Source organism: Streptococcus sp. cx1 (assembly GCF_052384325.1).
Lineage (GTDB): Bacteria > Bacillota > Bacilli > Lactobacillales > Streptococcaceae > Streptococcus > Streptococcus salivarius_G.
Genome location: NZ_JBQSUN010000003.1, coordinates 1 through 23,161 on the forward strand (window position 1 = coordinate 1; position 23,161 = coordinate 23,161).

Here is a 23,161-nt window from a genome sequence, read left to right on the forward strand (position 1 = left end):
GCCCTACTCAACTGTGCGGAGGTGGGACGACGAAATCGAATTCTAACGAATTACCGATTTCTGTCCCACTCTCAAGAAATAGAATTCCTAGGAAATCATTGAATTATCAATCACCCTACCAAGTTTTTCTGAGTTACTTGAAAAGTCTAACTTAATTTGACAATTTAGGTTCTTAAACGTCTCTAGTTAATCAACTAAAAATTATAACTAGCTGGGTGTTATCTAATCTCCCCTCATTTTTAAGTTTTTATCATTTTTGATATAATGGTAGAGAATGAAAGGAGACTTTATGTCAACTAAAAATTTAACGCCGGTCTTAAAAACCTCTTTTGTGCTACTGGCTATCCTCGTCCTTCTTGGTATTGTTATGCCTGACGGCTACCAAGTTTGGTCAGAACAACTAAGGGAAGTTATTTCAGATAAACTTGGCTGGTTTTACTTATTACTGGTCACGTCAATCGTTCTACTTTGTGGCTTTTTCCTGGTTAGTCCCGTTGGGCAAATCAAACTGGGGGAACCCAATTCGGTGCCTGAACACTCTACTATCTCTTGGATTGCCATGATATTTTCTGCTGGAATGGGAATCGGCCTTGTCTTCTACGGTGCCGCAGAGCCCTTATCCCATTATGCCATTTCAACGGTACGAGCTACCCCAGGGTCGCAGGAAGCCTTAGCCGATGCTTTCCGTTACACTTTCTTTCACTGGGGCATCCATGCCTGGGCAATATATGCTTTAATCGCCCTGGCCCTCGCCTACTTTGGTTTCCGAAAAAAAGAGAAATATCTTTTATCGGTTACCTTAAAGCCCTTGTTTGGTAAAAAAACAAACGGTATCCTTGGTAAGATCGTAGATACGATTACAGTGGTCGCTACTGTTATCGGGGTGGCAACCACTCTTGGTTTTGGGGCAGCCCAAATCAATGGGGGACTCAACTACCTCTTTGGTATTCCAAACAATGCCCTTGTGCAAGTTATTATCATCATTATCACAACCATCCTCTTTACCATTTCAGCCCTTTCTGGTCTTGGAAAAGGGGTAAAAATCTTATCAAACACCAATCTTATTTTAGCGATTGGACTACTCGCCATCACCATAATCATCGGTCCCACAGTCCAGATTTTTAATACCTTGACCGATAGTATCGGACTGTATATTTCCAATTTCTTCCGTATGAGTTTCAGTGCTGGTTCCTTTGGTCAATACAATCGTGACTGGATCAATACTTGGACGATTTTCTATTGGGCTTGGTGGATTTCTTGGTCACCATTCGTGGGAGTTTTTATTGCCAGAATTTCTAAAGGACGTAGTATCAGACAATTTCTATCCATCGTCTTATTAGCACCGACTGTATTAAGCTTTTTATGGTTTTCTACCTTTGGAACACTTTCAACGCATGTTCAATCACTTGGAAATGTAGATTTAACACAGTTTCCAAGTGAGCAGACCTTGTTTGCAACCTTCAGTCAACTGCCATTTGGTTTTATTGCCTCCGTTGTTGCCATCATCTTGATCATTACCTTCTTTATCACGTCAGCAGACTCTGCGACCTATGTGCTAGCTATGCTCTCTGATGATGGGAATCTCAAACCAAAGAATAACCTTAAAATCTTCTGGGGCGTACTCCTTGCGACTATTGCCATCGTCTTACTTCTTTCAGGGGGCTTAGTAGCCTTGCAAAATACGCTGATTATCGTAGCCTTTCCATTTTCACTCATCATGGTACTGATCATGGTTTCCCTAGTCATTGAATTGCTACACGAAAAAGACAAGATGGGACTGTCAATCACACCGACGCGATACCCTAAAAAAGATCAACCCTTCAAATCTTATGAAGAATAAATAACCCAATTTGTAAAACGAAGCTAGACAGAAAAAGCCATCTATGTTAGGCTCAGATAAACACCACATTTGTCTGAAAGGAACTAAGATAAATGACCTATACTCATCTTACCACAAACGAGCTTGTAACGATAGAGGCTTACTATCAAGAAAACATAATAAAAATTAATATAAAAAGTTTCTAAAATACATATTTAGACACTTTTTGTATGCTATAATTTTCATTAACACTATAACAAAGGAGAACCAAATGAAACGTTTAAATACTCTATTTCATATTATAAAAGTTACAGGTTTTAATCAATTTTTGACAAGTTTTGTAAGTTTTATTTTTATTTCAGGAGGAATACTTTTATTAGTTGAACCTCAAATAAGTAATTACTGGGATGGACTATGGTATGCTTTTGTCACATCAACAACAGTAGGTTACGGAGATATACTAGCTACTACTCTAATCGGACGTATTACTAGCGTCTTTTTAACTGTATATGGACTTATTTTTTTTGGATGCTTATCAGCCGTAATTGTCAATTACTACAGCAAATTAAATACACCTAATAATAAAACTGACTAACATATTTCTTAGTAACTGTAAAAAATAATTCTTTCTCTGCCAATTCCAAACGGCTACAATTTCCTGACCTCGCGATACTTCTTGACTATCCTCTCCAGTCTGAACAAGATTACCATCTTCGACATCATCTAAGTCTAATTCTTTCTTGATAGTCTTGAAGAGTTTTCCAAATCCAATCTGTCGTTTCCGATAAAGTCCCTCAAACAAATCACCCGTTATCCGTTCCTTCGTCTCTTCAGGCAAGACAATCACTTGTTTGTCATTCTCTTTCTCGACATCAAATGGATTTTACTAATATTTCTCAAAATTATGAGGCTGGGACAAAAGTCCTAGCCTCTTTATTGTTTTTGGATTGTCGAGCAAGACGCAGTGGTTGAGTGGGCTCTACTACGCTGATTTCATCAGCTTTTACTGCCCTACTCAACTGTGCGGAGGTGGGACGACGAAATCGAATTCTAACGAATTACCGATTTCTGTCCCACTCTCAAGAAATAGAATTCCTAGGAAATCATTGAATTATCAATCACCCTACCAAGTTTTTCTGAGTTACTTGAAAAGTCTAACTTAATTGTTATCATTTAATTTATCTAACAGAGCCTCTGCTACTTTTTCTGGAATGCCAAGGGAATGGATATCCTCAACAGTAGCTTTTTGGATAGCTGTCATAGACTTGAAGTGTTTGAGGAGTTTTTGTTTGCGCTTAGGTCCTAACCCCTCCACGCCATCAAGTTTAGAACTGAAACTATTCTTACTACGGACTTGACGATGGAAGGTGATGGCAAAGCGGTGAACTTCATCCTGAATGCGGTGAAGGAGGAAAAACTCCTCGGATTGACGTGGCAAATCAATGACTCGCAAAGGATCCCCAAAGAGCAATTCATTGGTTTGGTGCTTGTCATTTTTCTGAAGACCTGCAACTGGGATAGATAGATTCAGCTCATTACGAAGGACGTCCTTGGCGACATTGACCTGACCTTGACCACCATCCATGATAATGAGGTCTGGTGGCGTTAAACCATCTCGTTTGACACGACTATAGCGACGACGAATGACCTCACGCATACTGGCATAATCATCAGGGCCTTCAACAGTCTTAATCTTATATTTGCGGTACTCTTTTTTATTAGGTTTACCATTTTCAAAGACAACCATGGCAGAGACAGGGCTAGTTCCCATGATATTAGAGTTATCGAAAGACTCGATACGGACCGGTGTCGGAATCCCCATGAGTTTGCCTAGATTTTCAATAGCTCCTTGGGTCTTAGCCAAGTCTTTTTCGAGGAGATCAAATTTTTGGGTCAAACTGACTCGGGCATTTTTCGTCGCCAGATTAACCAACTGCTTTTTCTCGCCTCTTTGTGGTTTAAAAACCTTGACTTCATCTCCGACCAGAGCTTCGACAGACTCTTGATCAATGTCTCCAGGAATAAAAATTTCCCTAGGCTTGAGATGCCGACTATCCAGGTAAAATTGACCCATATAAGTTAGAAAATCTTCCTCAGCATCATTATAATATGGGAACATATTGACATCACGCTGAATGAGTTTCCCTTGGCGAACAAAGAAAACCTGAACACACATCCACCCCTTGTCCACGTAGTAACCGAAGATATCACGGTCCTGCATGTCCTGACGGATAACCCTTTGCTTAGTCCTGAGCGTCGATACTGCCTCAATCAAATCACGATACTCCGCAGCACGCTCAAACTCCATCTGGTCAGACATATCCTTCATCTTGGCCTTAAGCTGATTAACGATTTTATCATCATGACCGTTTAGGAAATTCTTGACATCCTCAACCAAACCTTGCCAATAGTCTTCAGTGGTGTGACAGATGGTATGGGCATTACATTGGCCAATATGGTAATAGAAACAGACCTTGTTGGCGGGATTTTTACATTTCTTAAAGGGGAAAATACGGTCCAAAAGCTTCTTAATTTCATTAGCTGCACCAGAGTCTGGGTAAGGACCAAAATAGAGACCGCCATCCTTCTTAACCTGGCGAGTAATCATGAGCCTTGGATAGAGCTCCTTAGTAATCTTGATAAATGGATAAGACTTGTCATCCTTGAGGCGGATGTTGAATTTAGGCATATTCTCTTGGATAAGATTAATTTCCAAAAGCAAGGCCTCAATATTGGACTCGGTTACGATAAATTCAAAATCTGCAATCTCAGATACCAAAAGCTCTGTCTTGGTATCATGGCTTCCACGAAAATAGCTACGCACACGATTTTTTAGATTTTTAGCCTTACCGACATAGATAATATTGCCGAATTTATCCTTGTGGAGATAGCACCCCGGGTTGTTTGGGAGTAATTCCAACTTATGTTTAATCAGATCATTCATGCTTTCATTGTAGCAAAAAAAGAGCTGAAAAGCTCTTAATAGTCATGGTTGAATACAATTTTGAAAAGTGGCCTATTTGCTCAAAATCGTCAAGATTTCTTGGTAGTTTTTGACTTGATAGGTTGGAATAGCCGGAGTCTCATTAACCAAACCTTTTGGATTAAACCAAATGCTGTCAATTCCTGCATTATTACCACCTTGGATATCAGCAGTTAGACTATCACCAATCATGAGGGCCGAATCGGGATGAAAGTCATTTACCTGATCCGAAATTTTTTCAAAAAAGTCAGTAGACGGTTTGTGGGCGCCCACTTCATCTGAAATGAAAATATCGTCGAAGAATGGCAAGATGCTTGAGGCTTGCAGACGACCACGTTGGATGTAGCTAACACCATTAGTTGCTGCATATATCTTGTGACCTCGGTCTTTAACATTCGATAAGAAAGCATGGGCCTGAGGCAACTCCTGCCCCTGTTGGCTCAAGAAATGCTGGTAACGGCCAGCTAAGTGACTGCCATCAACCTCCTGTCCAAAATGCTCAAAAAGACGAGAAAAGCGCGTGCGAAGCAATTCCGGCTTAGTGATTAAACCATGATTGAGATCTTCCCACATGGAACGATTCATGGGGATATAGTGATCCTTGTAAACTTTAAGATCTCGTGAAGCCACCCCAGCCTCTTCAAGAAGGTAGGTCAAAGCCAAATCTTCAGCACGGTCAAAATCTAGGAGGGTGTGGTCAAGGTCGAAAAGTAAATGGGTGTAGGTCATGGTATATCCTTTCTAACTGGAAATCTTTAGGCTCTATTTTACCACAATCCAGCTATATATAAATAAAGAAACACAAAAGGGCGACCCGCAGGCCGCCCACTCAGATTTATGAAAAATAAGTATTGCTTACTTAATAGGCTGCTATTATATCCATTGAACCTTAAAGAAAGCTTAAAGTAGATTATTTTTTTACTATTTCTATAGATTTTTACTTAAATACCTAATCGCTCTAATTCGTGGTATACTGAAAATACAAGATTAATCAAACGAGGCGTGTTATGAAAAATTTAAAATTTCAATCCGTTTTTGACATCATCGGACCTGTCATGGTCGGGCCTTCCTCTAGCCATACTGCAGGAGCTGTTCGTATTGGCAAGATTGTTTCTGCCATCTTTGGTGAGACACCGACTGAGGTAGAATTTCAACTCTTTAATTCCTTTGCCAAAACCTATCGAGGTCACGGGACTGATGTAGCTCTAGTAGCTGGTATTTTAGGTATGGAAACCGACGACCCTGACATTCCACGCGCTCTGGATATCGCATACGAAAAAGGCATTAAGGTCTACTGGAAAATCAACAAGGATAGTAATGCGCCGCATCCCAATACGACTCGTATTACCTTAAAAAATGATAAAAAAACCATTTCTGCCACAGGTGTTTCTATCGGTGGAGGAAATATCCAAGTAACTGAACTCAATGGTTTTGCGGTCAATCTCAAGATGAATACACCGACTCTTATCATAGTCCACCAAGATGTTCCAGGAATGATTGCTCTTGTGACCGATATTTTATCTCGTTATGGTATCAATATCGCTCAGATGACCGTCACTCGAGAAAATGCTGGTGAGAAGGCTATTATGATTATAGAAATTGACTCGCACCAGTGTGATGAGGCCGTCAATGAAATTGCTAGAATTCCTCATCTACATAATGTCAACTTTTTCAGCTAAGAGGGGGATTGCATGTTTTACACTATTGAAGAATTGGTTCAACAAGCTGACCGAGATTACCAAGGTAATATCGCAGAGCTCATGATTGCCACAGAAACAGAGCTAACTGGACGTGAACGTCCTGAAATCCTATCTCTTATGACTCGAAATCTTGAAGTGATGATAGAGTCTGTTCAGGCTGGTCTATCCCCTGAGAAATCACCAACTGGCTTAACCGGGGGAGATGCTGCCAAACTGGATGCTTATATCAAAAATGGAAAGACCCTGGCTGATTCTGCTGTTCTGGGGGCTGCTAGAAATGCCATGGCCGTCAATGAATCTAACGCCAAGATGGGCTTGGTTTGTGCCACACCAACGGCTGGTTCAGCAGGTTGTTTGCCCGCTGTTCTAACAACAGCTATCGAAAAATTGGGCTTGAGCCAATCACAACAACTAGATTTTCTCTTCACTGCTGGCGCATTTGGTCTAGTCATCGCAAATAACGCCTCAATTTCTGGAGCAGAGGGAGGATGTCAGGCCGAAGTTGGCTCTGCCTCTGCTATGGCTGCTGCCGCTATTACAATAGCTGCTGGTGGAACCCCCTTCCAAGCTAGCCAGGCCATCTGCTTTGTACTAAAAAATATGTTGGGACTCATTTGCGACCCAGTAGCCGGATTGGTCGAGGTTCCTTGTGTCAAACGTAATGCTATGGGAGCAAGTTTTGCCCTAGTAGCTGCCGATATGGCCTTGGCAGGTATCACATCTGCCATTCCAGTCGACCAGGTTGTTGACGCTATGTATCAGGTAGGTTCAGCCATGCCAACTGCCTTCCGTGAAACTGCTGAAGGTGGCTTAGCAGCAACTCCGAAAGGAAAAGCACTCGCAAAAGAAATCTTTGGTTGAGAATTAGTCGATATCCGTAGATTACTAATTCAAACATATAAAAGGCAAACATCTTTTAGTAGATGTTTGCCTTTTTCAGCTATGTCTAAACTTAGGATAGAATCTGTTGGATTTCTCGTCTGATACTATCTTTATCTAAACCATATTCCTTAAGAAGATAATCTTGTTGTCCTACTTGGCCAAAACGTTCTTTTATACCAAGTCGATAAACTGGTGTATTTACTTTGGTCGCCATCATTTCACAGATCGCACTACCTAAACCACCTATAACATTATGATTTTCAACAGTTAGTACTGGTTTATCCAACAACAAAGTTTCTACCTCAGGATGAATTGGTTTAACACGAAAGAGATCAATGACACCAACCGAATAACCTTCTTTTTCTAAAGAGTTCGCTACTTCTAAACAAGGAGCAACCATTATTCCACAACAAACCAAAGTAAGATCTTTTCCTTGTTTTAGATTAATATACCCTTTAGAGAAGTCTTCATCTCCTTTATATAGAGGGGATGGTTTTTTCCGAATAGTTCTAATATATTTTAAGCCACTCAAATGTAAAGTCTGTTGCAATACTGACTCAAATTGGATATCATCACTAACTTCAAAAACCGTAGCGTTAGGGACTAAGCGAAGGAGACCAAGCTCCTCAAAAGGCATATGCGTTCCACCATTCATCTCAGCACTAATACCGGCGTCTGATCCAATAACAGTTGCACTTAATTGAGCATAGCCAAGTGAAATAAACAACTGGTCAAATACTCTCCTTGAAGCAAATGGTCCAAACGTATGGAAATAAGGTTTAAACCCTTGGATGGATAAACCAGCAGAAAGGCCGACCATCTCTGATTCCATGATTCCACCATTAATGTATCGCATGCCAAATGCTTTCCCTAAATTATTTGTTCCCATTGAACTCGATAGATCCGCTTCTAATGCAACAACTTCCGGATGACTTTTATTAATATCAAGTAGGAAATCTCTGTAAACTAGACGCATTTCTTTTGCTTCTCTTTTCATACCATATCCTCCAGCCGCTTACGCAAGTCAAACACTGCTTTTTCTAACATTGCTCTTTGTTCATCTGAAGGGCGTAAATGATGATTAGCTGTCATAGTTTCAAGTTCAGGAACTCCTTGTCCTTTCACAGTATCTAGGACAATACACTTTGGTTGGTTAGAGGTCGAAGATTGCAATTCAATAATCGCATCGTAAATTTCCTTAATATCTGAGCCATCTACACGAATCGTTTCAAATCCAAAGGCTTTAAACTTCTCAACAAAGTCGCCAGGATTGCAGACCTCCTCTGTCGTCCCATCAAGTTGTTTTTTATTATCATCAACAAATACCAAGAGATTTCTCAATTTATGATGTGCTGCAAATTGAATTGCTTCCCAACATTGACCCTCATTTAACTCACCATCACCAACAATTGTATATGTAAAATGTGGAGAATCATTTATAATTTGACCATAAGCTATTCCAGTAGCAACGCTAATTCCTTGACCCAAAGAGCCTGTCGTCATATCAACTCCTGGAGTTAGATTTCTATCTGGATGTGACGGAAGTCGCGTACCATTCGTATTTAAAGAATGAAGAAAGTCTTTATCAAAAAATCCTTTTAAATAAAGTGTGCTATATAGAGCAGGACCAGCATGTCCTTTAGATAAAACGAAGTAATCTCTATCCTTCTTCTTAAATTGCTCTGGAGCCATATTCATCACTTTTCCGTATAACACGGCAAGTACTTCTACGACAGAGAGACTTCCACCATAATGTCCAAATCCTAAATGATTCAAGGTTTCCAGTGTATTTAATCTAATTTTGGTAGCAAAAGACTTTAATTCATGTACCTCTTTTGGACTTAGGGCCATAGCTTACTCCTCCTTAGCAGGTGCTTTATAAACGAGAGAAATTCCAACCATAGCTACAAGGACAACGATAAGACCAATAATAATACCAGCTTGTGAACCAACTTGGTTTAGAACACCAAGAATAATTCCTGACAAACCAAAGTCTGCATCTGAGAAAGTAGAACCTTGGAATCCAAGAGAACCAAGAACAGGCATCAAGAATACTGGCAAGAAGCTAATCAGAACACCTTGTAAAAAGGCACCAATTGTTGCTCCACGAACACCACCTGAGGCATTACCAATAACCCCTGCAGTTGCACCACAGAAGAAATGAGGAACAACACCTGGCAAAATGACAACAGATCCAGTAGCAATCATAAGGGCCATACTTACCAAACCACCAGCGAAACTAGAGATAAAACCAATCAAGACCGCATTGGGAGCGTATGGATAAACAATCGGACAGTCCAGAGCTGGTTTAGAATTTGGAACCAAGCGTTCAGAAATTCCCTTAAAGGCTGGTACAATTTCACCCAAAATTAAACGAACACCAGCGAGGATGACAAATACTCCTGCAGCAAATTGTCCAGCCAATTGAAGGGCATAAACTAAACCACTAGTACCACTACTCAATTCTTTTTCAATGTACCCTGACCCTGCAAAAATGGCAACGATTAGATAGATAATTGACATTGAAATTGTAATACTTACAGTACTATCACGTAAGAATGCTAAACTTTTTGGGAATTTTATATCTTCTGTTGATTTTGATTTATCCCCAACAAGACCACCAACAAATCCACTTAACCAATATCCCAATGAACTAAAGTGACCTAAGGCAACTTTATCATTACCAGTTAATTGAACCATGTATTTCTGAACGAAAGCTGGCGATAGACTCATGATAATACCTAAAGCTAGACCACCCAATAAAATTAATGGTAAGTTAGTAAATCCAGCAACTGATAAGATAACCGCAATCATACATGCCATATAAAGCGTATGATGACCTGTCAAAAAGATATATTTGAAGCGGGTAAATCTTGCAATAAGAATATTGAAGACCATACCTGCAAACATAATCATGGCTGTTGCTGAGCCGTAAGTTGTCAAGGCAACCGCTACAATCGCTTCATTATTTGGTACAACTCCTGATAGATGGAAGGCTTTTTCAAACATTGTTCCGAATGGATTCAAGGAACTTTGAATAATTCCTGCACCACCTGATACAACTAGAAAACCTACAAAGGTTTTAATACCACCCTTAATAATATCTGGTAATGCTTTCTTTTGAAGCACCAAACCTAGAATAGCAATTAAAGCCACCAATATGGCTGGTGTACTTACAATATCTAATAAGAACTTAATCATTGATAGAACCTCCTAAATAAGACCCTTTTCTTCACAAATTTTAGTTACTAATTCTTTCAGCTCATCCATATCAATAATGCTATTTAGTACCCTTACGTCACCTAGGTGTCCTGCTGAATCTTCCAAGTCACGTCCAACAATCCAAATATCCGCAGCACTTGGATCCGCACCACCTAAATCATAGTGTTCAACCTCAACACCAGTCACTCCTAGTTCGCTAAGAATAGATTCGATATTCATTTGAACCATAAAGCTAGAACCTAGTCCTGAACCACACGCTGTACCAATTCTCAACATAATTTAGTCCTCCTGTTGAATAATTTCTTTGATATCATTAAACTCTTGAGCTGTTAACAATCTTTCAACCTTAGCATTATCACGTAAAATCATCGTAAGATGTTTTAATGCTTTTAGGTGAGTCTGATTATCGACAGCAGCAATACAAATTAATAAACGAATTTCTTGAGCTGGATCATCCAGCAGATAAATTGGGTGGTCTAAAACCAACATGGACATGCCCACTTCATTAACACCATCTTCGGGTCTAGCATGGGGAATCGCAATTCCCTTTCCTAGATTAATGAAAGGTCCAAATTCTTCGACTTTTCCAATCATTGCTTCTGGGTAGTTGGCGGTAATTTGGCCACTTTCCAACAATGGCTGAGATGCTTTTCGAATAGCGTCCTTCCATCCCATTTTTTCTGAACTTCTATGAAACATTTTTTCCGTAATTAAATCTTGTAACAAAGGTAACACTTCCTTTCTCTGAATTTCTTCATATATAAATTTTTTCAGAGCAATGCGTAATTCTGATTCTTGTGAAACTGAAGCAAATCGCTTAATCAACTCAAGCAACCTCTCTAGCTCAATATCTTTGGAATCCATTTCTGGAAAATCTTTTGAGACTAATTGCACTAATTGTGAAGATTGCTCAACAGACATCATTACTGATACTAAATACTGAGGTTTTTTAGTATCAACTTTTACTGTTGAAAATACTAAATCGAATTCTTCATCCTTAAACTCATGCAAACGATCAACTCGAGTAACTCCGATAAAGCTAACCTGCGGAAATAAAATGCGTAGGTTTTCCTTTATCATAAGTGAAGAGCTCGTACCATTTGGACAGACAATAACTGCTTTGTAGTTTTTTCTAGTCGTCTCCTTCTTCTTAAGATAACCACCAAAATGAACGACAAAGTAAGCTATTTCACTGTCTGGAATAGGTTGACCTACAACCTTTGACAAGGGCTCCAAGGATTCCTTAACGAATTCAAATAAGTCTGGATGCTGTTCTTTTATCCTATCTGTATAATCATTTGAACTAGGAAGACCAAATTTTAAGCGATAGTAAACTGGAATCAAATGCTTCATCAAATTATCTTTGAGCGTGGCTTGCTTAGAAAATTGTAAAAGTGTAATACTTTCCATTTTTTCTACAATTTGATCCGTTAAAGTTTGGAAATAACTAAAATCAACAGAGGTATTTCCTTCAAAACCACTAGACAAGAGCCCAGCTATATATTGGCGATCTGATCTAGTAAAATTACTATCAAATCCCCCTAAATCATAAGCATTATCCAATAAAATATCTGCCAAATTACGTATCTGAGAAGGAGCCTCTATCTCCTCTGAAACTACTCTGGAAACTTTCCTTTGATAACGACATAAAATAAGCGTTATTCCATACAAACATTCTTGTAACTTATCGGAAATTGGCGTAAGATGTAGAATTTTTGAATAATCCTGAACAAGTTTATTTAAAATCTCAAAGGTAATACCATGAGGCCAAGCAGAAATAACATATTCAAGTCCCCAAAGTCCGACAGGAGAGTTTAGTAACTCATTAATGACTTTAAAAGCCATCAAATGTTTCTGTTTTTCATCACCAAGTATAATGTATCCTTGAGATCTAGAATATTCTATATCCAAGTGATGAGTTTGCAGATTCTTTCTCAAAGAACGAATATCAGACAAGGTGGTATTCTTACTAACCTTCAAAAAATCTTGATAGTGCCAATTGGAAACAAAATCCGTCCGACAAAAAGTATAAAGGTAAATTAACTGTAAACGAATCCTTTTGGGAAGCTGTAATTCTTCAGAACCAATTAAAGTCGCTATATTTTCATCGTTTAGTATGCCAGTAACGTAATACCTCCCTTTATCTTGCTCGATTTTTATTCCTCGGTTATCAAGATAAATAGTTAATTGATTGATACAATCTCTAACGTCTTTTATTGAGCAACGAGTTTTTACAGATAACTCATACAAAGAAAGATTTTGATTAGCCAGTAATGTTATCAAAACTACTATAATTTTATGATCAATCATTTTTTAACCTTTCTACTTAGATTATATGACACCGCTTACAAAACATAAAGATAATTAGGGCACAATTTAGAACGTTGTAAAAACTCTTTAGATTGTGCCCAAGATAGTATTTTAATGGATTTTAAAATAAAGCGACTTACAAAATCAAACCTTTTGAAAAGAACTGAATCATCCCATGACTATTTCTAAGCAAAAAAACTTAGAAGTATGAGTGCTTCTAAGTTTTTTCTTCTTATATAGCCTTTTCAACGTTTTGATCTTAGTTGAATAACCATTTTGTCAAAAAGTGCCATGTTTCTTTGGCAATACTTGCAAGGAAGGTTGATAGACTAAATTTGTTAAATGTTTTTAGGAGATTGTCAACTATTGGAGCAATAGTCTTAGGTGTTTCCACTGGAGTCTTACTTTCTTCTTCCTTACCAGTATTATCCTGAGATGGATTTGGTACTGTACTTGTATTGTCATGGCTATTATTTTGTCCAGTTGGTTCAGGCTCTGGAGCAACCTCAGGTTGATGCTCAGGTTCATCTGGTTTATTTTCCGGACTTGGTTCTGGACTAGGTTGTGGTTGAGGATCAGGTTTGATCGGCTCGTCAGTGGTGTCACTACTTGTGTTTGTCATTTTTTCAGTAACGAAGAAATTTTTGAATTCTACTGCTCCATCCCAAAGACCAACACCTACATGGGCTTGATTGAAGTAATTATCCACGGCATCAAATTGATGATGGAGCACTTCCTTACCATCGACATAGACTGTCATGGTGTCCTTGCCCTTTTCAACCTTGACGTGGTGGTACTGACCATCGTTGATTGCTTTATCCAGATGAGCTTCAGCGATGGTTTCACCACCAAAACGGAAGAGACGTACAGTATCGTTGTCAGCAAATTGGACAGAGTAGGCACGGCCTGGTTCTTCACGTTCCGCAGCTACAAAGAGGTTGACCAATCCATGTTGGTATTTGACGTCGATATCATAGTCAAATTGCTTGAAGCCATTACTTTCATAAGCCATGAAGAAGTCATTGGCACTGACATTGCTATCGTAAAGCGTATCGTCATCAATATACCAATTACCAGTGACAGCTTTCAAGCCTTTAAGGTTGGTCGCAAAATTATTGAGAGTGATGGCAATCTTAAAGGTCTTGGTCAATGAAGGATTTTCAACTGAGGTTGCTGTAACAGTGAGATGACCTTTATGAAGAGCTTTGAGAGAAAGTTTATTGTCATGTTCAGTATATGACACCAAACTTGGATCACTGACCGTCCATGTCACATCTTGCTCTTCAGAAGCGGGTGCGAGGTAAACCTGCAAGTCCTTGCTTTGACCAACTTCGAGGGTCAAATCACCTGCAACTGTGGTGTTCATGGCAACAGCCTTAGTGACTTCCTTCTTGTCAGTCCAAGTACTCTTAATTGGGTAGATAGCAATATTTGCTTTGGCTGGACCACCTTCAACCAAGACGCTCGCTCCAACGGCTCTTGGGCTTGGGAAAATCTGATTGGCACCAGCTACCGTATTGCCCTTAGCAAAGACTTCCACACTCGCACGGTCCACATAAAGATGCAAATCAATAGAACCATCTTCATTGCGAGTCACTTGTTGGCTATTAACCTTAGCAAAGGCATCAGAAAGAATTGTCCCAGATTGGCTACGGTCAATAGACAAAGTTTCCTTGGTTAAATCGTAAACGACCTTTGTAGCTTGACCATCACCGACGCGAAGGTTAAATCCAACTGCAGTCGTGTCCTTACCTGGTACAAAGTGAGAAACCACTTCATAAGTATCACCTGAGAAATCTTTAAGCAGTTCATTGTCAGAAGCTACTCTGACATTTTCAAAATACTGGGCATTATCTGTATCACGAAGGCTTTCATAGGCCTTAACAGGTGTTTGTGTTAAGAGGTAACGGTCGCCTGATTTAACCAAACCAAGGTCAAGGTTAAGGTTAAAGGTACCATTAAATTTTTGACCAACAGTATCTGCAACTAGATTGCAATAATCTTCCCAAGTGTTCATCCAGTTGATTTCAGTCAATTGCGGGATGTTTGGATGGTCAGCTGTCCCAAAATCATGAACATAGTAAGTCATGGCAGCATAGGAATCCTTACCAAAATTCATGATTTCATCATGTTCTTGGTAAACTTCATCAGCTACAAAGGCCCACTTACCATCCACTTGTTTAAAGTCTCCAACCTTGTAAGAACGACCACCACGTGAGAGGACCCACTTGAGTGCCCCATCATTGGCCACAATTGGATAGAGGTCAGGACATTCCGTATGCAAATCCTTATAGGTTGTTTCAACCTGCCAGTTCTTCAAATCTGGTGAGGAATAAATGCGGAGTGGACCACCAGCAAGGACCATAAACCATTGGTTATCCCAGCGAAAGACCTTAGGATCACGGAAATCTTGGTTTTGAAGTGGGTCCTGAGACCAGTCGGCAACCACCTTATCATATTTTTGCCAAGTTCTACCCTCGTCCTCACTATAGGCAATTTCAATCCGTTGCCCATTACCATTTGAAGTGATAATAGCTACCAGACCGCCTTCCGGAGATTTGAAGAGACCTGAGCTATTGGTACTATCAACCACGACAGAGCCTGAGAACATGTGACCTGTTGCATCTGGATAAAAAGCAATTGGCTCTTCATCCCAATGAAGCAAGTCTCGGCTGGTCGCATGAGCCCAGTGCATTGGACCCCATTTGGTATCATCGTAAAATTGATAGAAAAGATGGTAACGTCCTTTGTAGAAGACCAAGCCATTAGGGTCATTAGCCCAGCCATCCTTAACAGAATAATGATACTGATCACGGTAAAGCTCGTTGTAATAGACATCATCGCTCTGTCTTCGGTGGATATTGACACGGTAGGTCAAGGTCACTGGACGACCAAGCGAATCGGTCACACTACTTTCAATAGTAAAGTAATTGGAACCTACAGCCACTGGCAATTGAGAAATATCTGTGTAGACATTTCCTTTGGCATCTTCAACCTTGATGACAGCATTAGGATTGTGCTTAGTAATGTCAAAGCCTACCGTCTCAGCATTATGCCCTACATATTGGATATGAAGTGGTTCTTGGGAGAAGAATTGGGCTTGTTTTTCAACAGATCCTGTCTTTGAGGTCACCACAAGATTGTCAATCAAAGGAAGACTGGCATCATCAAGATTAACATAGCGGGTGTTTTTGAAAATGACATTGGCATTCCAATTAAGAAGTCCAAAGTAACCTTCTGGAAGGACTTGAGGTTGACCCTTGTCACTTTTTTGAAGAACAGCGTCACCTGTACTTGCGACAAGCACATCATTGACATAGTAAGATAGCCACTGATTAGCCGCAACTACTCTAAGATTGTAGGTTTCATCGGCAGTTGGTGTTACATCTTTTTCGTCTACAAGTTGAATATCATGATTATTGACCCAACGCCAAAACTTAACCTTATGGTTACCAGAGTCTACGTTGACCCCGTACATATTTTTATCGCTACTATCATTGTTACCACGGAAAATGAGGGCAGCGGCACCACCAGCTTCCTTGAAGGTCACATCTGTTGAATAGATAAAATTCTTGCCCTCGGATTGAGAATAAAGGAAAGAGTCTCCCTTGTCTTTGGCTTCTGAATGAATACCGTCAGCCTGCATTTCCCAGTGACCATTTTGGTCTGCGGTCATCCCTTCAAGATTGGTAACTGCTTCATTATTAGGCAAATCCGTTTTTTCCTCTGTCACATGAACAGGACTGGTGCTATTCGTTACAACTGGAGATTGTTCTTGATTGGTCTGATTCAAATCGGCTTCTTGCGCTTGGTTAGTTACTTTCTCAGCCTCACTAGCCTGTGTTTGTACTTCTTTTGACTGGTCAGGGATAGGCTGAGTGGGATTCTCTTGAGCTGTTTTAGCAGATTCGGAAACAAGAGACGGGCTCGGCTCTACCACTTGGGGGACTTCCTTGGTCGTGCTAGGAGTAAGCTCCGCTTGAGGGGTAACTTGATGGTCAGTTTTAGCTACCACTTCTTGAGGTACTTGGCTCACAGTTGCCTGTTCCACTTGGTCCGCATAGACAGGACCAGCCAGGGCCAAACCTGCAAAACTTACCAAGGCACAGCCGTAGACCCAAGTCTTCCCACTTTTGCGCATAAACCAATTTTTACAAACAGTATCATTCATGACTCTTCTCCTTCTTTAGAGTAACATTAAATGTTAACTCATTTTTCATGAAAATTCAAAGTCAATACATTCGCCTTTATTAATAAGCCTGTCAAAATTTCCGGAAATATCTCTAGGATTTACATTAAAACGGTAAACGCTTACTTTTAATATCATTATAGCACTATCGTCTGAAAATGTCGCATTTTTCTATAATATTTTTAATAGAAATAAAAAACTTCCGAATTTGCCATTCGAAAGTCCCTTACTTATGTTTAATCTGAGCCTGTTAGCAGGCTATTTCCAATAATACCAATGGTTACAATAGCAATCCCAAAGAATCCCAAAAGGCTAGGCAAAAGCGGCCAGTAAAATCAAAAGACTAGCACTCCACATCCAGGACCCACCCGAAAGATTCATATTTCGATTAAAAATGATAAATTGCAAGAATAAGTGCAACATTTAGTCAAACTCATCCTCTAGAGCTTCACAAGCAGTTCTGTAAGCTAAACATTTTCGCGGTCGGTGATTGATATCATATAAGGCTTTGTTCAAAGCCTCCTCAGAGATAGCGGCTAAATCTGTTTTCTTTGGGAAATATTCTCTTAGTAAGCCATTTGCGTTTTCATTGCTTCCTCTCTACCAGGAAGAATAGGCGTCCGCAAAGAAAAAGGGAATTCCTAAGTTCTCCACCAGAGGATAGCAGGCAAACTCTTTTCCCCTGTCTGAAGTGAAGGTTTTAAGAGTCTCTTTTGGAAATAGCCTACAAAGTTGTTCGATAGCTGAAAACATGGCTTTGGCTGTTCTATCTGGTATCTTGAAAGCTAAGTAAAAACGAGTTTTTCGCTCTAGAAAGTTCGCTAAACAGCCCTTACTTTTGCCTCTGGAAGACACCACAGTATCGAGCTCCCAGTGGCCAAAAGTCTCACGATTCCTGACCTCTTTAAGACGTTTGGCAATCGACGTGCCAATCCTAAATGTCCCACGTGTTTCTTTGGGCTGTCGACTTTTTCCCTTTCGGCGCAGGACGCTTAAATCCGGATCAATCAAACCAGCATAGAGCCAATTATAGATGGTTTTAAAAGCTACCATTGGCTTTTGTTCAAGCTGATAGCGACCACAAATCTGTTCAGGTGACCAAGAGGCTTTTAACCCCTTCTCAATTTTCTTTTTCAACTTTGGTGTCAAACAAGACTTCCGACCCTTTTGCTTAGCCCTGTGGTCGTACTGTTCCTGTGCTAAGACGGCGGAATAACCATTTTGGCATCGTCTTAACTCTCTTGAAATGGTAGACTTATGGACACCAAGTTTACTTGCAATTTGGCAAGATTTCAAACCTAAATCCAAGTAAGTTTCTATCTTTATTCGGTCGGTTATGGTAAGATGGGAGTAGCTCATAGTTTTTCCTCGGGTTCTGTTTGTGTGGTTACTTACAGTTTACACCAATGAAACGCTATGAGTTTTTTTGTTGCACTATATTTTACAATTTATCAAAAAGAAAAACTGCAATTTCTACTTTACAGTTTTCTTCTTTCCTATAATTTTTAGCTTTTCACTATTTTGAAAAGATTAACACTTATTTGTACTTTTCTATCTCCGTTTCTAATAGACTGAGCATGCTAGCATTGTGCTCTTTGACACTGTTATTATCCCATTTTCGATCATATTTCTTGAGCAGGTCACTCATCGCCTTCAACTTGGGACTTTGCTCTATTATATTTGGAAAATGCTCAACCTTCTCAATTGGAAACCGATTCGAAAACTTTGAATTGGCTGAAACAGTGATGAGAGCAAGATTCCCCAACAGATCTCTATTTTCAACAGTCACTGAATTATCAGCGTTAATAGGGTGCTGAGGGAAGAAATGTTCGATAGAATTTCTGAACTGGAATTGGAAATTGCTAAATTCAGATGCTCTATCCCTCGCCAACAGATAATCCAAATAAGTAAAGACAATCCGATCGATACCAAATCCACTTCGATTTCGATAATCTGAAGATTCAATTTTTTTGCAGCAATACTTTTCTAAGGTAGGGATAAGGAGTTTGCCATCTTGCTCTTTATTCACATTCGTCAAGACTCTAGCAATCCAGTGCATGGTCTTAGGGGAAGTATAGGTCACGCGCAGGCAAGATTCTAGGAGTCGTAATTGTTGATTATCCGTTCCTTCTTCTTGATCCATTGAGTCTAAAGTAGATTTATAGGATGGTTTTCTCCCCTTTTTATCCTCATACATGACGAGCTTTTGTAAAGACCATTTCCCTTCGACCTTGTATTCACCGATATATTCTCTTTTAATAATATAACGATCAAATAGATACCGATACTTCAAAAGAGCATAGATAAACTCCAAGGCCTTTTCTTTACTAGCCCATCTGTCCTTTAATAAGTCAAGGAATCGCTTATCATCTAATCCACTATCACGATCCGTCTCAGTCATCTCCATGGCTTCATTGACCTGCAAAAGAAAATTTGGAAAGTTAATGATAGACTCAAACCGTTCATTTTCTTCTTCCCTATCATCAATTTGATTAGACACAGTAGAATCCGGCGCTTGCAAGATAGTTTTTAAGGTAAATTGAGTCTCATCACTGTTATTTTCTGCATTAAAAATGTCACGAAGATCTGAGAAGTCAGCCACCCTCAGCATATCCCAATTTGCACTAAATAGTTTTTCACGTATTTTTACTGGGAGAACCATCTGAAGATAGTTGTCCATTTGTGCACAAGCATCCCAAATCGTAGCTGCAATTAGTTTATCTTTTTTGTCCTCTTCACTGAATCCATTTTCAGACTTGATAGCACCCAAAATCTTTGCTTTCACAATTTCATGGAGCTCCAATTGCTCTCCACGAGTATTCATGATCTCAAAATAGTGATTCAAATCGATATTTTGAGGAACCTGGGTTCGGATGATTGTTACAGTAGAAAACTTATCTCTAAACCGTTTTTTATAATCATCATTAGCGTTTTTGCTCTGGAAATATTTCTTAATTATTTCATATCCTTCTACTAACTCTTCTGAATAAAGAGAAGGCTCTTTACTATCCATTACAGTTTCGATCTCACCTAGAGTGATGTTCGATTTTTCTCTAGCTTCAAATTTCAAAGGATTTCTTTCTACAGAAGGATGATCCAGATAACGAAGAAGCAAAAACAAAGTAGTTAAGCGTTGCTGGCCATCGATTACTTCATAAACTCGAGGTTGGACTTGATTGACCACTAAACTGCCAAGGTAATATTTACTTGAATTAGTTTCGTCAAGATCATCAATATCCATTAGCAATTGCTCAATTTCATCTTTTCTCCATGCGTAATTTCGTTGATAGATTGGGATGACATAGTTGACATTTTCAAAAACATTGTCCACATTCAATTCATCTGGTTGAATATACTTTTCACTTCTCATTAGACTAGTCCTCCTCTCCAAATACTTTATCATAGAGTTTTTGATAGCGTTTTTTATTCACGTTGGAATTCTGGAAAGCTTCCTTTGAGATAATATCTAAAACAATGGTATCCAACCCTATCGGATCCTGCATTTCAGAAATCAAAGCAAAGAGATTCAATCCCTTATTGATACGATCTGATTGTCCTTGTGCGTACTTATTTACCGATTCTCTATAGACTGCTTTCATGATCAATCTTAGAGAATAAGCCCATCTATGTAGAAAAGACAATCTTGCAGGTGTCAATTCCTTCATACTGAATTTATCGACAAAGAAGATCAAAATATTTATGAAGAGATTATAAACATAGAGATCACCAGTTCCGTTTTTTATGACCTCTTCTTCATTAAATCTACTATCGACCAAGTTCACAATCTCTCTATAGAGGTTGGCATAATGCAAAGTGTATGAAAAGAATCTTTTTCCAGCAATCAAGGGTTGGGTTAACTGGAATTGATTCAAAGGAATTCCAGTTGTTAGCTCATACACTTTGTCAGCATTAAAACGTTCCACATAAAGATGAGAGGCTTTAGCATAAGTCGCAAAATGATGGGGATTCGAAGGTTTAATTCCCTTAAAAGTTTGAATATCTTTAGTAGAATAATGAAGGCCATTTTTGTTCTTATACCATCTCACTAAGGGGAAGAGATTGTCTGCAAAGAGATCCTCCAGTTCGCTTTGATTTTTATTTTCCCAAGCTTGTATGATCTCAATCTTATCACTTTCAGATTCATCATTCATTTCTCTCAAATGATAAGATTTCAACAAATCATGTGGAGAGAGAGCCTTCCCCCGAGAATTCTGGGAGTCAAAGAATTGAAAAGCTTCCTGCTCATCATTCGTGATAATCTTTACCAAAGAACAGTTATCAAGAAGATAATCAGCATACTTTTTAACTTCTTGTCCGTCAAACTCTCTTAGCTTGCGCTTGATGATTTGGAAATTATGCACGATCGCTTCTCTAGATAGTTCATTATATTCCTCATTCAGCAAGGATGAAAGATTAGCATATGATGCCTCTTGAAGTATCTCATACACCACAAATAAAAGAATAGAAAGAGTTGTTAAGCGCTGCTGGCCGTCGACAATATTAAGTTTAGAAGATGCGTCATTTATGTTTTCTCTGTGGAGTACAACAGACCCCATTCGATATTCTGGAATTCTATTCTTAAACGCCTCATAAGTATCTGTGATCAGTCTAAGTGCTGATTGTGTTCCCCAACGATACGGTCTCTGATAATTAGGAATCGCTAACCTTTCTACCATCATTTCTCTAACACTGACAATGCGCAAATTTTCATTCAAGTTTGACATTGAACAACTCCTCTATCTACTTCAATTTCTTTAAATACGGTTTTATATCACTCATTATAACATTTTAAGAAGTCAACTCAAGATTGATGACGAATTTTTATTTATGACAAAGAAAAACAGCCAACCATTGGGTTAACTGCTAAAAAAAGTTATCAAGTTAATTATTAAAAGAATCAGTATCCAAATTCACTTTAAATCGTACTTCCAGTCTTCTCCATCTTGGTAGTAGAAAAATTCAGACAGGTCTTCTTCAAGAAAGATACGAAGCATATCCTCCATATCTAGAGAGAGGTCTAGATTTGGCAATTCTTTCAGGTCCTCCCACCAGACTTCCCCCTCTTCAGAGGATATTAATTCTCCGTCAAACTTTTCTGTCTTATAAAAGAGAACTACATAACGAATGCCGTCTTCTACCCAATCTTTCATTCCACAAATCCGGGGAGAAGCAATCCTTAAGCCAGTTTCTTCCTTCACTTCACGGATTACTGCTTCCGTAAATGATTCTCCCGCTTCGACATGACCACCAGGAAAGGTTATGCCTGGCCAGTCCTTTTTTTTACGATCAATAACAAGAACTCTATCGCCGTCTCTTACCATACAAAGATTTGTAAACTCAACAGTCTCATTCATACAAATACTTCCTAACTATGTTTGTCTTTTTCTTTAAGGATAGGATAAACAATCTCTACCCTATTCTTCTTTTAGTTGCACTTGTGTACGGGCTAGTAGGTCTCCTAGATGCCTCTTATCTTTCCTAAATATCGTCATTGCCAGTAGCAAAACTGCAAGTAGAGTCGCCGAATTAGAAAGGATAATGGATACCACATCAAAATCACTATATAAGCCATGAATCGTGCCCACATGACCGAGTTGCCAAGGTAAAAATTTGATAACATTTCTAATCAAGCTAGCCTGCACTGTTTTTTTCTGGTAGACCAGTTCAAGTCCAGCTTTTACCTTCCCAAAACTGCCATCATTTTTATAATCCAAGAATGTGAAAAGGAGCGTGATTGGCAAAACAGAGGTGAAAAATACAAGCCACTGCGACTGAATTTCTGTAAACTCTGGGACACCATTAAAAAAGATGATGTAAATAAGCATCGAACTTAAAAACAGAAGAACTAAATAAGCTAGAATGAAAAGATAATCAAAGAGAAATTCAATCATTCTTTTTTTAAACGGAATAGGGTTTATTGCTATAATTTTCATCATCATCTCCCCCTTTCTCATCTCCTATTATAACATTTTTAATATTCTAAATAATATTTGAGAGGAAAATCTGCTGGCTAGCACCCTCGCAAATTGAGATTGTTTCATAATTGTAAACTCCTG

The 23,161-nt window shown here is 39.1% G+C and carries 17 protein-coding genes and 1 pseudogene; 4 read left to right on the forward strand and 14 right to left on the reverse strand.

The features are described from left to right. Nucleotides 1-289: 289 nt before the first annotated feature. Both ACT170_RS05180 and ACT170_RS05185 read left to right on the forward strand, forming a co-directional pair. Nucleotides 290-1,840, forward strand: coding sequence for a BCCT family transporter (locus ACT170_RS05180; protein ID WP_037611795.1), 1,551 nt, complete (start codon nucleotides 290-292; stop codon nucleotides 1,838-1,840). Between the two features lie 250 nt (nucleotides 1,841-2,090). Then, nucleotides 2,091-2,414 (forward strand): potassium channel family protein, encoded by a 324-nt coding sequence (locus ACT170_RS05185; protein WP_037611796.1) that lies wholly within the window; start codon nucleotides 2,091-2,093, stop codon nucleotides 2,412-2,414. On the opposite strand, the gene ACT170_RS05190 is transcribed toward ACT170_RS05185, so the two are convergent. The 3 genes from ACT170_RS05190 to ACT170_RS05200 all read right to left on the reverse strand — a co-directional run bounded on the left by ACT170_RS05190 (nucleotide 2,385) and on the right by ACT170_RS05200 (nucleotide 5,531). Continuing rightward, on the reverse strand, nucleotides 2,385-2,666 hold the full coding sequence (locus ACT170_RS05190; RefSeq protein WP_002891204.1) for a protein rep: 282 nt from the start codon (nucleotides 2,664-2,666) through the stop codon (nucleotides 2,385-2,387). The two genes, ACT170_RS05185 and ACT170_RS05190, sit on opposite strands and share 30 nt — an antisense overlap. A 312-nt stretch (nucleotides 2,667-2,978) precedes the next feature. Then, on the reverse strand, nucleotides 2,979-4,763 hold the full coding sequence (gene uvrC, locus ACT170_RS05195; protein ID WP_064525112.1) for an excinuclease ABC subunit UvrC: 1,785 nt from the start codon (nucleotides 4,761-4,763) through the stop codon (nucleotides 2,979-2,981). Between the two features lie 72 nt (nucleotides 4,764-4,835). Next, nucleotides 4,836-5,531: a YjjG family noncanonical pyrimidine nucleotidase gene (locus tag ACT170_RS05200; protein ID WP_073951108.1), complete on the reverse strand. Its 696-nt coding sequence runs from the start codon at nucleotides 5,529-5,531 to the stop codon at nucleotides 4,836-4,838. Between the two features lie 278 nt (nucleotides 5,532-5,809). On the opposite strand from ACT170_RS05200, the gene sdaAB reads away from it, so the two are divergent. Next, nucleotides 5,810-6,481: an L-serine ammonia-lyase, iron-sulfur-dependent subunit beta gene (sdaAB, locus tag ACT170_RS05205; RefSeq protein ID WP_155124181.1), complete on the forward strand. Its 672-nt coding sequence runs from the start codon at nucleotides 5,810-5,812 to the stop codon at nucleotides 6,479-6,481. A gap of 12 nt (nucleotides 6,482-6,493) precedes the next feature. Beyond that, nucleotides 6,494-7,363, forward strand: coding sequence for an L-serine ammonia-lyase, iron-sulfur-dependent, subunit alpha (sdaAA, locus tag ACT170_RS05210; protein ID WP_060933718.1), 870 nt, complete (start codon nucleotides 6,494-6,496; stop codon nucleotides 7,361-7,363). Nucleotides 7,364-7,454: 91 nt separating this feature from the next. Here sdaAA and ACT170_RS05215 read toward each other — a convergent pair whose 3' ends face one another. The 11 genes and pseudogenes from ACT170_RS05215 to ACT170_RS05265 all read right to left on the reverse strand — a co-directional run bounded on the left by ACT170_RS05215 (nucleotide 7,455) and on the right by ACT170_RS05265 (nucleotide 23,041). Beyond that, nucleotides 7,455-8,381, reverse strand: coding sequence for a transketolase family protein (locus ACT170_RS05215; RefSeq protein ID WP_060933719.1), 927 nt, complete (start codon nucleotides 8,379-8,381; stop codon nucleotides 7,455-7,457). Beyond that, on the reverse strand, nucleotides 8,378-9,235 hold the full coding sequence (locus ACT170_RS05220) for a transketolase (RefSeq protein WP_060933720.1): 858 nt from the start codon (nucleotides 9,233-9,235) through the stop codon (nucleotides 8,378-8,380). The genes ACT170_RS05215 and ACT170_RS05220 overlap by 4 nt, the downstream gene beginning before the upstream one ends. A 3-nt stretch (nucleotides 9,236-9,238) precedes the next feature. Next, on the reverse strand, nucleotides 9,239-10,585 hold the full coding sequence (locus ACT170_RS05225) for a PTS ascorbate transporter subunit IIC (RefSeq protein ID WP_060933721.1): 1,347 nt from the start codon (nucleotides 10,583-10,585) through the stop codon (nucleotides 9,239-9,241). Nucleotides 10,586-10,597: 12 nt separating this feature from the next. Continuing rightward, nucleotides 10,598-10,882 carry a PTS sugar transporter subunit IIB gene (locus tag ACT170_RS05230; protein WP_037612076.1) on the reverse strand — a complete coding sequence of 95 codons (285 nt, stop codon included), beginning with the start codon at nucleotides 10,880-10,882 and terminating at the stop codon, nucleotides 10,598-10,600. A gap of 3 nt (nucleotides 10,883-10,885) precedes the next feature. After that, nucleotides 10,886-12,916: a BglG family transcription antiterminator gene (locus tag ACT170_RS05235; protein ID WP_060933722.1), complete on the reverse strand. Its 2,031-nt coding sequence runs from the start codon at nucleotides 12,914-12,916 to the stop codon at nucleotides 10,886-10,888. A gap of 259 nt (nucleotides 12,917-13,175) precedes the next feature. Further along, nucleotides 13,176-17,087, reverse strand: a complete 3,912-nt coding sequence (locus ACT170_RS05240) for a GH32 C-terminal domain-containing protein (protein ID WP_444818093.1) — start codon at nucleotides 17,085-17,087, stop codon at nucleotides 13,176-13,178. Between the two features lie 441 nt (nucleotides 17,088-17,528). After that, nucleotides 17,529-18,464 (reverse strand): annotated as a pseudogene (locus ACT170_RS05245) (IS30 family transposase). A gap of 178 nt (nucleotides 18,465-18,642) precedes the next feature. Then, the gene (locus ACT170_RS05250) at nucleotides 18,643-20,475 is read right to left on the reverse strand and encodes a GmrSD restriction endonuclease domain-containing protein (protein ID WP_014634651.1); all 1,833 of its coding nucleotides are present in this window, start codon (nucleotides 20,473-20,475) and stop codon (nucleotides 18,643-18,645) included. 4 nt (nucleotides 20,476-20,479) lie between these two features. Further along, nucleotides 20,480-21,829 (reverse strand): DUF262 domain-containing protein, encoded by a 1,350-nt coding sequence (locus tag ACT170_RS05255; RefSeq protein WP_014634652.1) that lies wholly within the window; start codon nucleotides 21,827-21,829, stop codon nucleotides 20,480-20,482. 186 nt (nucleotides 21,830-22,015) lie between these two features. Next, the gene (locus tag ACT170_RS05260) at nucleotides 22,016-22,459 is read right to left on the reverse strand and encodes an 8-oxo-dGTP diphosphatase (protein ID WP_014634653.1); all 444 of its coding nucleotides are present in this window, start codon (nucleotides 22,457-22,459) and stop codon (nucleotides 22,016-22,018) included. Nucleotides 22,460-22,519: 60 nt separating this feature from the next. Then, complete coding sequence (locus ACT170_RS05265; protein WP_225901291.1) at nucleotides 22,520-23,041, reverse strand: RDD family protein; 522 nt, start codon at nucleotides 23,039-23,041, stop codon at nucleotides 22,520-22,522. Nucleotides 23,042-23,161 lie beyond the last annotated feature (120 nt).

What these genes read in the sequence shown, in the direction of transcription:
- ACT170_RS05260 (WP_014634653.1), bottom strand. Translation starts at nt 22,459, where the DNA reads ATGAATGAGACTGTTGAGTTTACAAATCTTTGTATGGTAAGAGACGGC.
- ACT170_RS05250 (WP_014634651.1), bottom strand. Translation starts at nt 20,475, where the DNA reads ATGAGAAGTGAAAAGTATATTCAACCAGATGAATTGAATGTGGACAAT.
- ACT170_RS05185 (WP_037611796.1), top strand. Translation starts at nt 2,091, where the DNA reads ATGAAACGTTTAAATACTCTATTTCATATTATAAAAGTTACAGGTTTT.
- ACT170_RS05230 (WP_037612076.1), bottom strand. Translation starts at nt 10,882, where the DNA reads ATGTTGAGAATTGGTACAGCGTGTGGTTCAGGACTAGGTTCTAGCTTT.
- sdaAA (WP_060933718.1), top strand. Translation starts at nt 6,494, where the DNA reads ATGTTTTACACTATTGAAGAATTGGTTCAACAAGCTGACCGAGATTAC.
- uvrC (WP_064525112.1), bottom strand. Translation starts at nt 4,763, where the DNA reads ATGAATGATCTGATTAAACATAAGTTGGAATTACTCCCAAACAACCCG.
- ACT170_RS05220 (WP_060933720.1), bottom strand. Translation starts at nt 9,235, where the DNA reads ATGGCCCTAAGTCCAAAAGAGGTACATGAATTAAAGTCTTTTGCTACC.
- ACT170_RS05215 (WP_060933719.1), bottom strand. Translation starts at nt 8,381, where the DNA reads ATGAAAAGAGAAGCAAAAGAAATGCGTCTAGTTTACAGAGATTTCCTA.
- ACT170_RS05180 (WP_037611795.1), top strand. Translation starts at nt 290, where the DNA reads ATGTCAACTAAAAATTTAACGCCGGTCTTAAAAACCTCTTTTGTGCTA.
- ACT170_RS05255 (WP_014634652.1), bottom strand. Translation starts at nt 21,829, where the DNA reads ATGTCAAACTTGAATGAAAATTTGCGCATTGTCAGTGTTAGAGAAATG.
- ACT170_RS05235 (WP_060933722.1), bottom strand. Translation starts at nt 12,916, where the DNA reads ATGATTGATCATAAAATTATAGTAGTTTTGATAACATTACTGGCTAAT.
- ACT170_RS05200 (WP_073951108.1), bottom strand. Translation starts at nt 5,531, where the DNA reads ATGACCTACACCCATTTACTTTTCGACCTTGACCACACCCTCCTAGAT.
- ACT170_RS05240 (WP_444818093.1), bottom strand. Translation starts at nt 17,087, where the DNA reads ATGAATGATACTGTTTGTAAAAATTGGTTTATGCGCAAAAGTGGGAAG.
- ACT170_RS05265 (WP_225901291.1), bottom strand. Translation starts at nt 23,041, where the DNA reads ATGATGAAAATTATAGCAATAAACCCTATTCCGTTTAAAAAAAGAATG.
- sdaAB (WP_155124181.1), top strand. Translation starts at nt 5,810, where the DNA reads ATGAAAAATTTAAAATTTCAATCCGTTTTTGACATCATCGGACCTGTC.
- ACT170_RS05225 (WP_060933721.1), bottom strand. Translation starts at nt 10,585, where the DNA reads ATGATTAAGTTCTTATTAGATATTGTAAGTACACCAGCCATATTGGTG.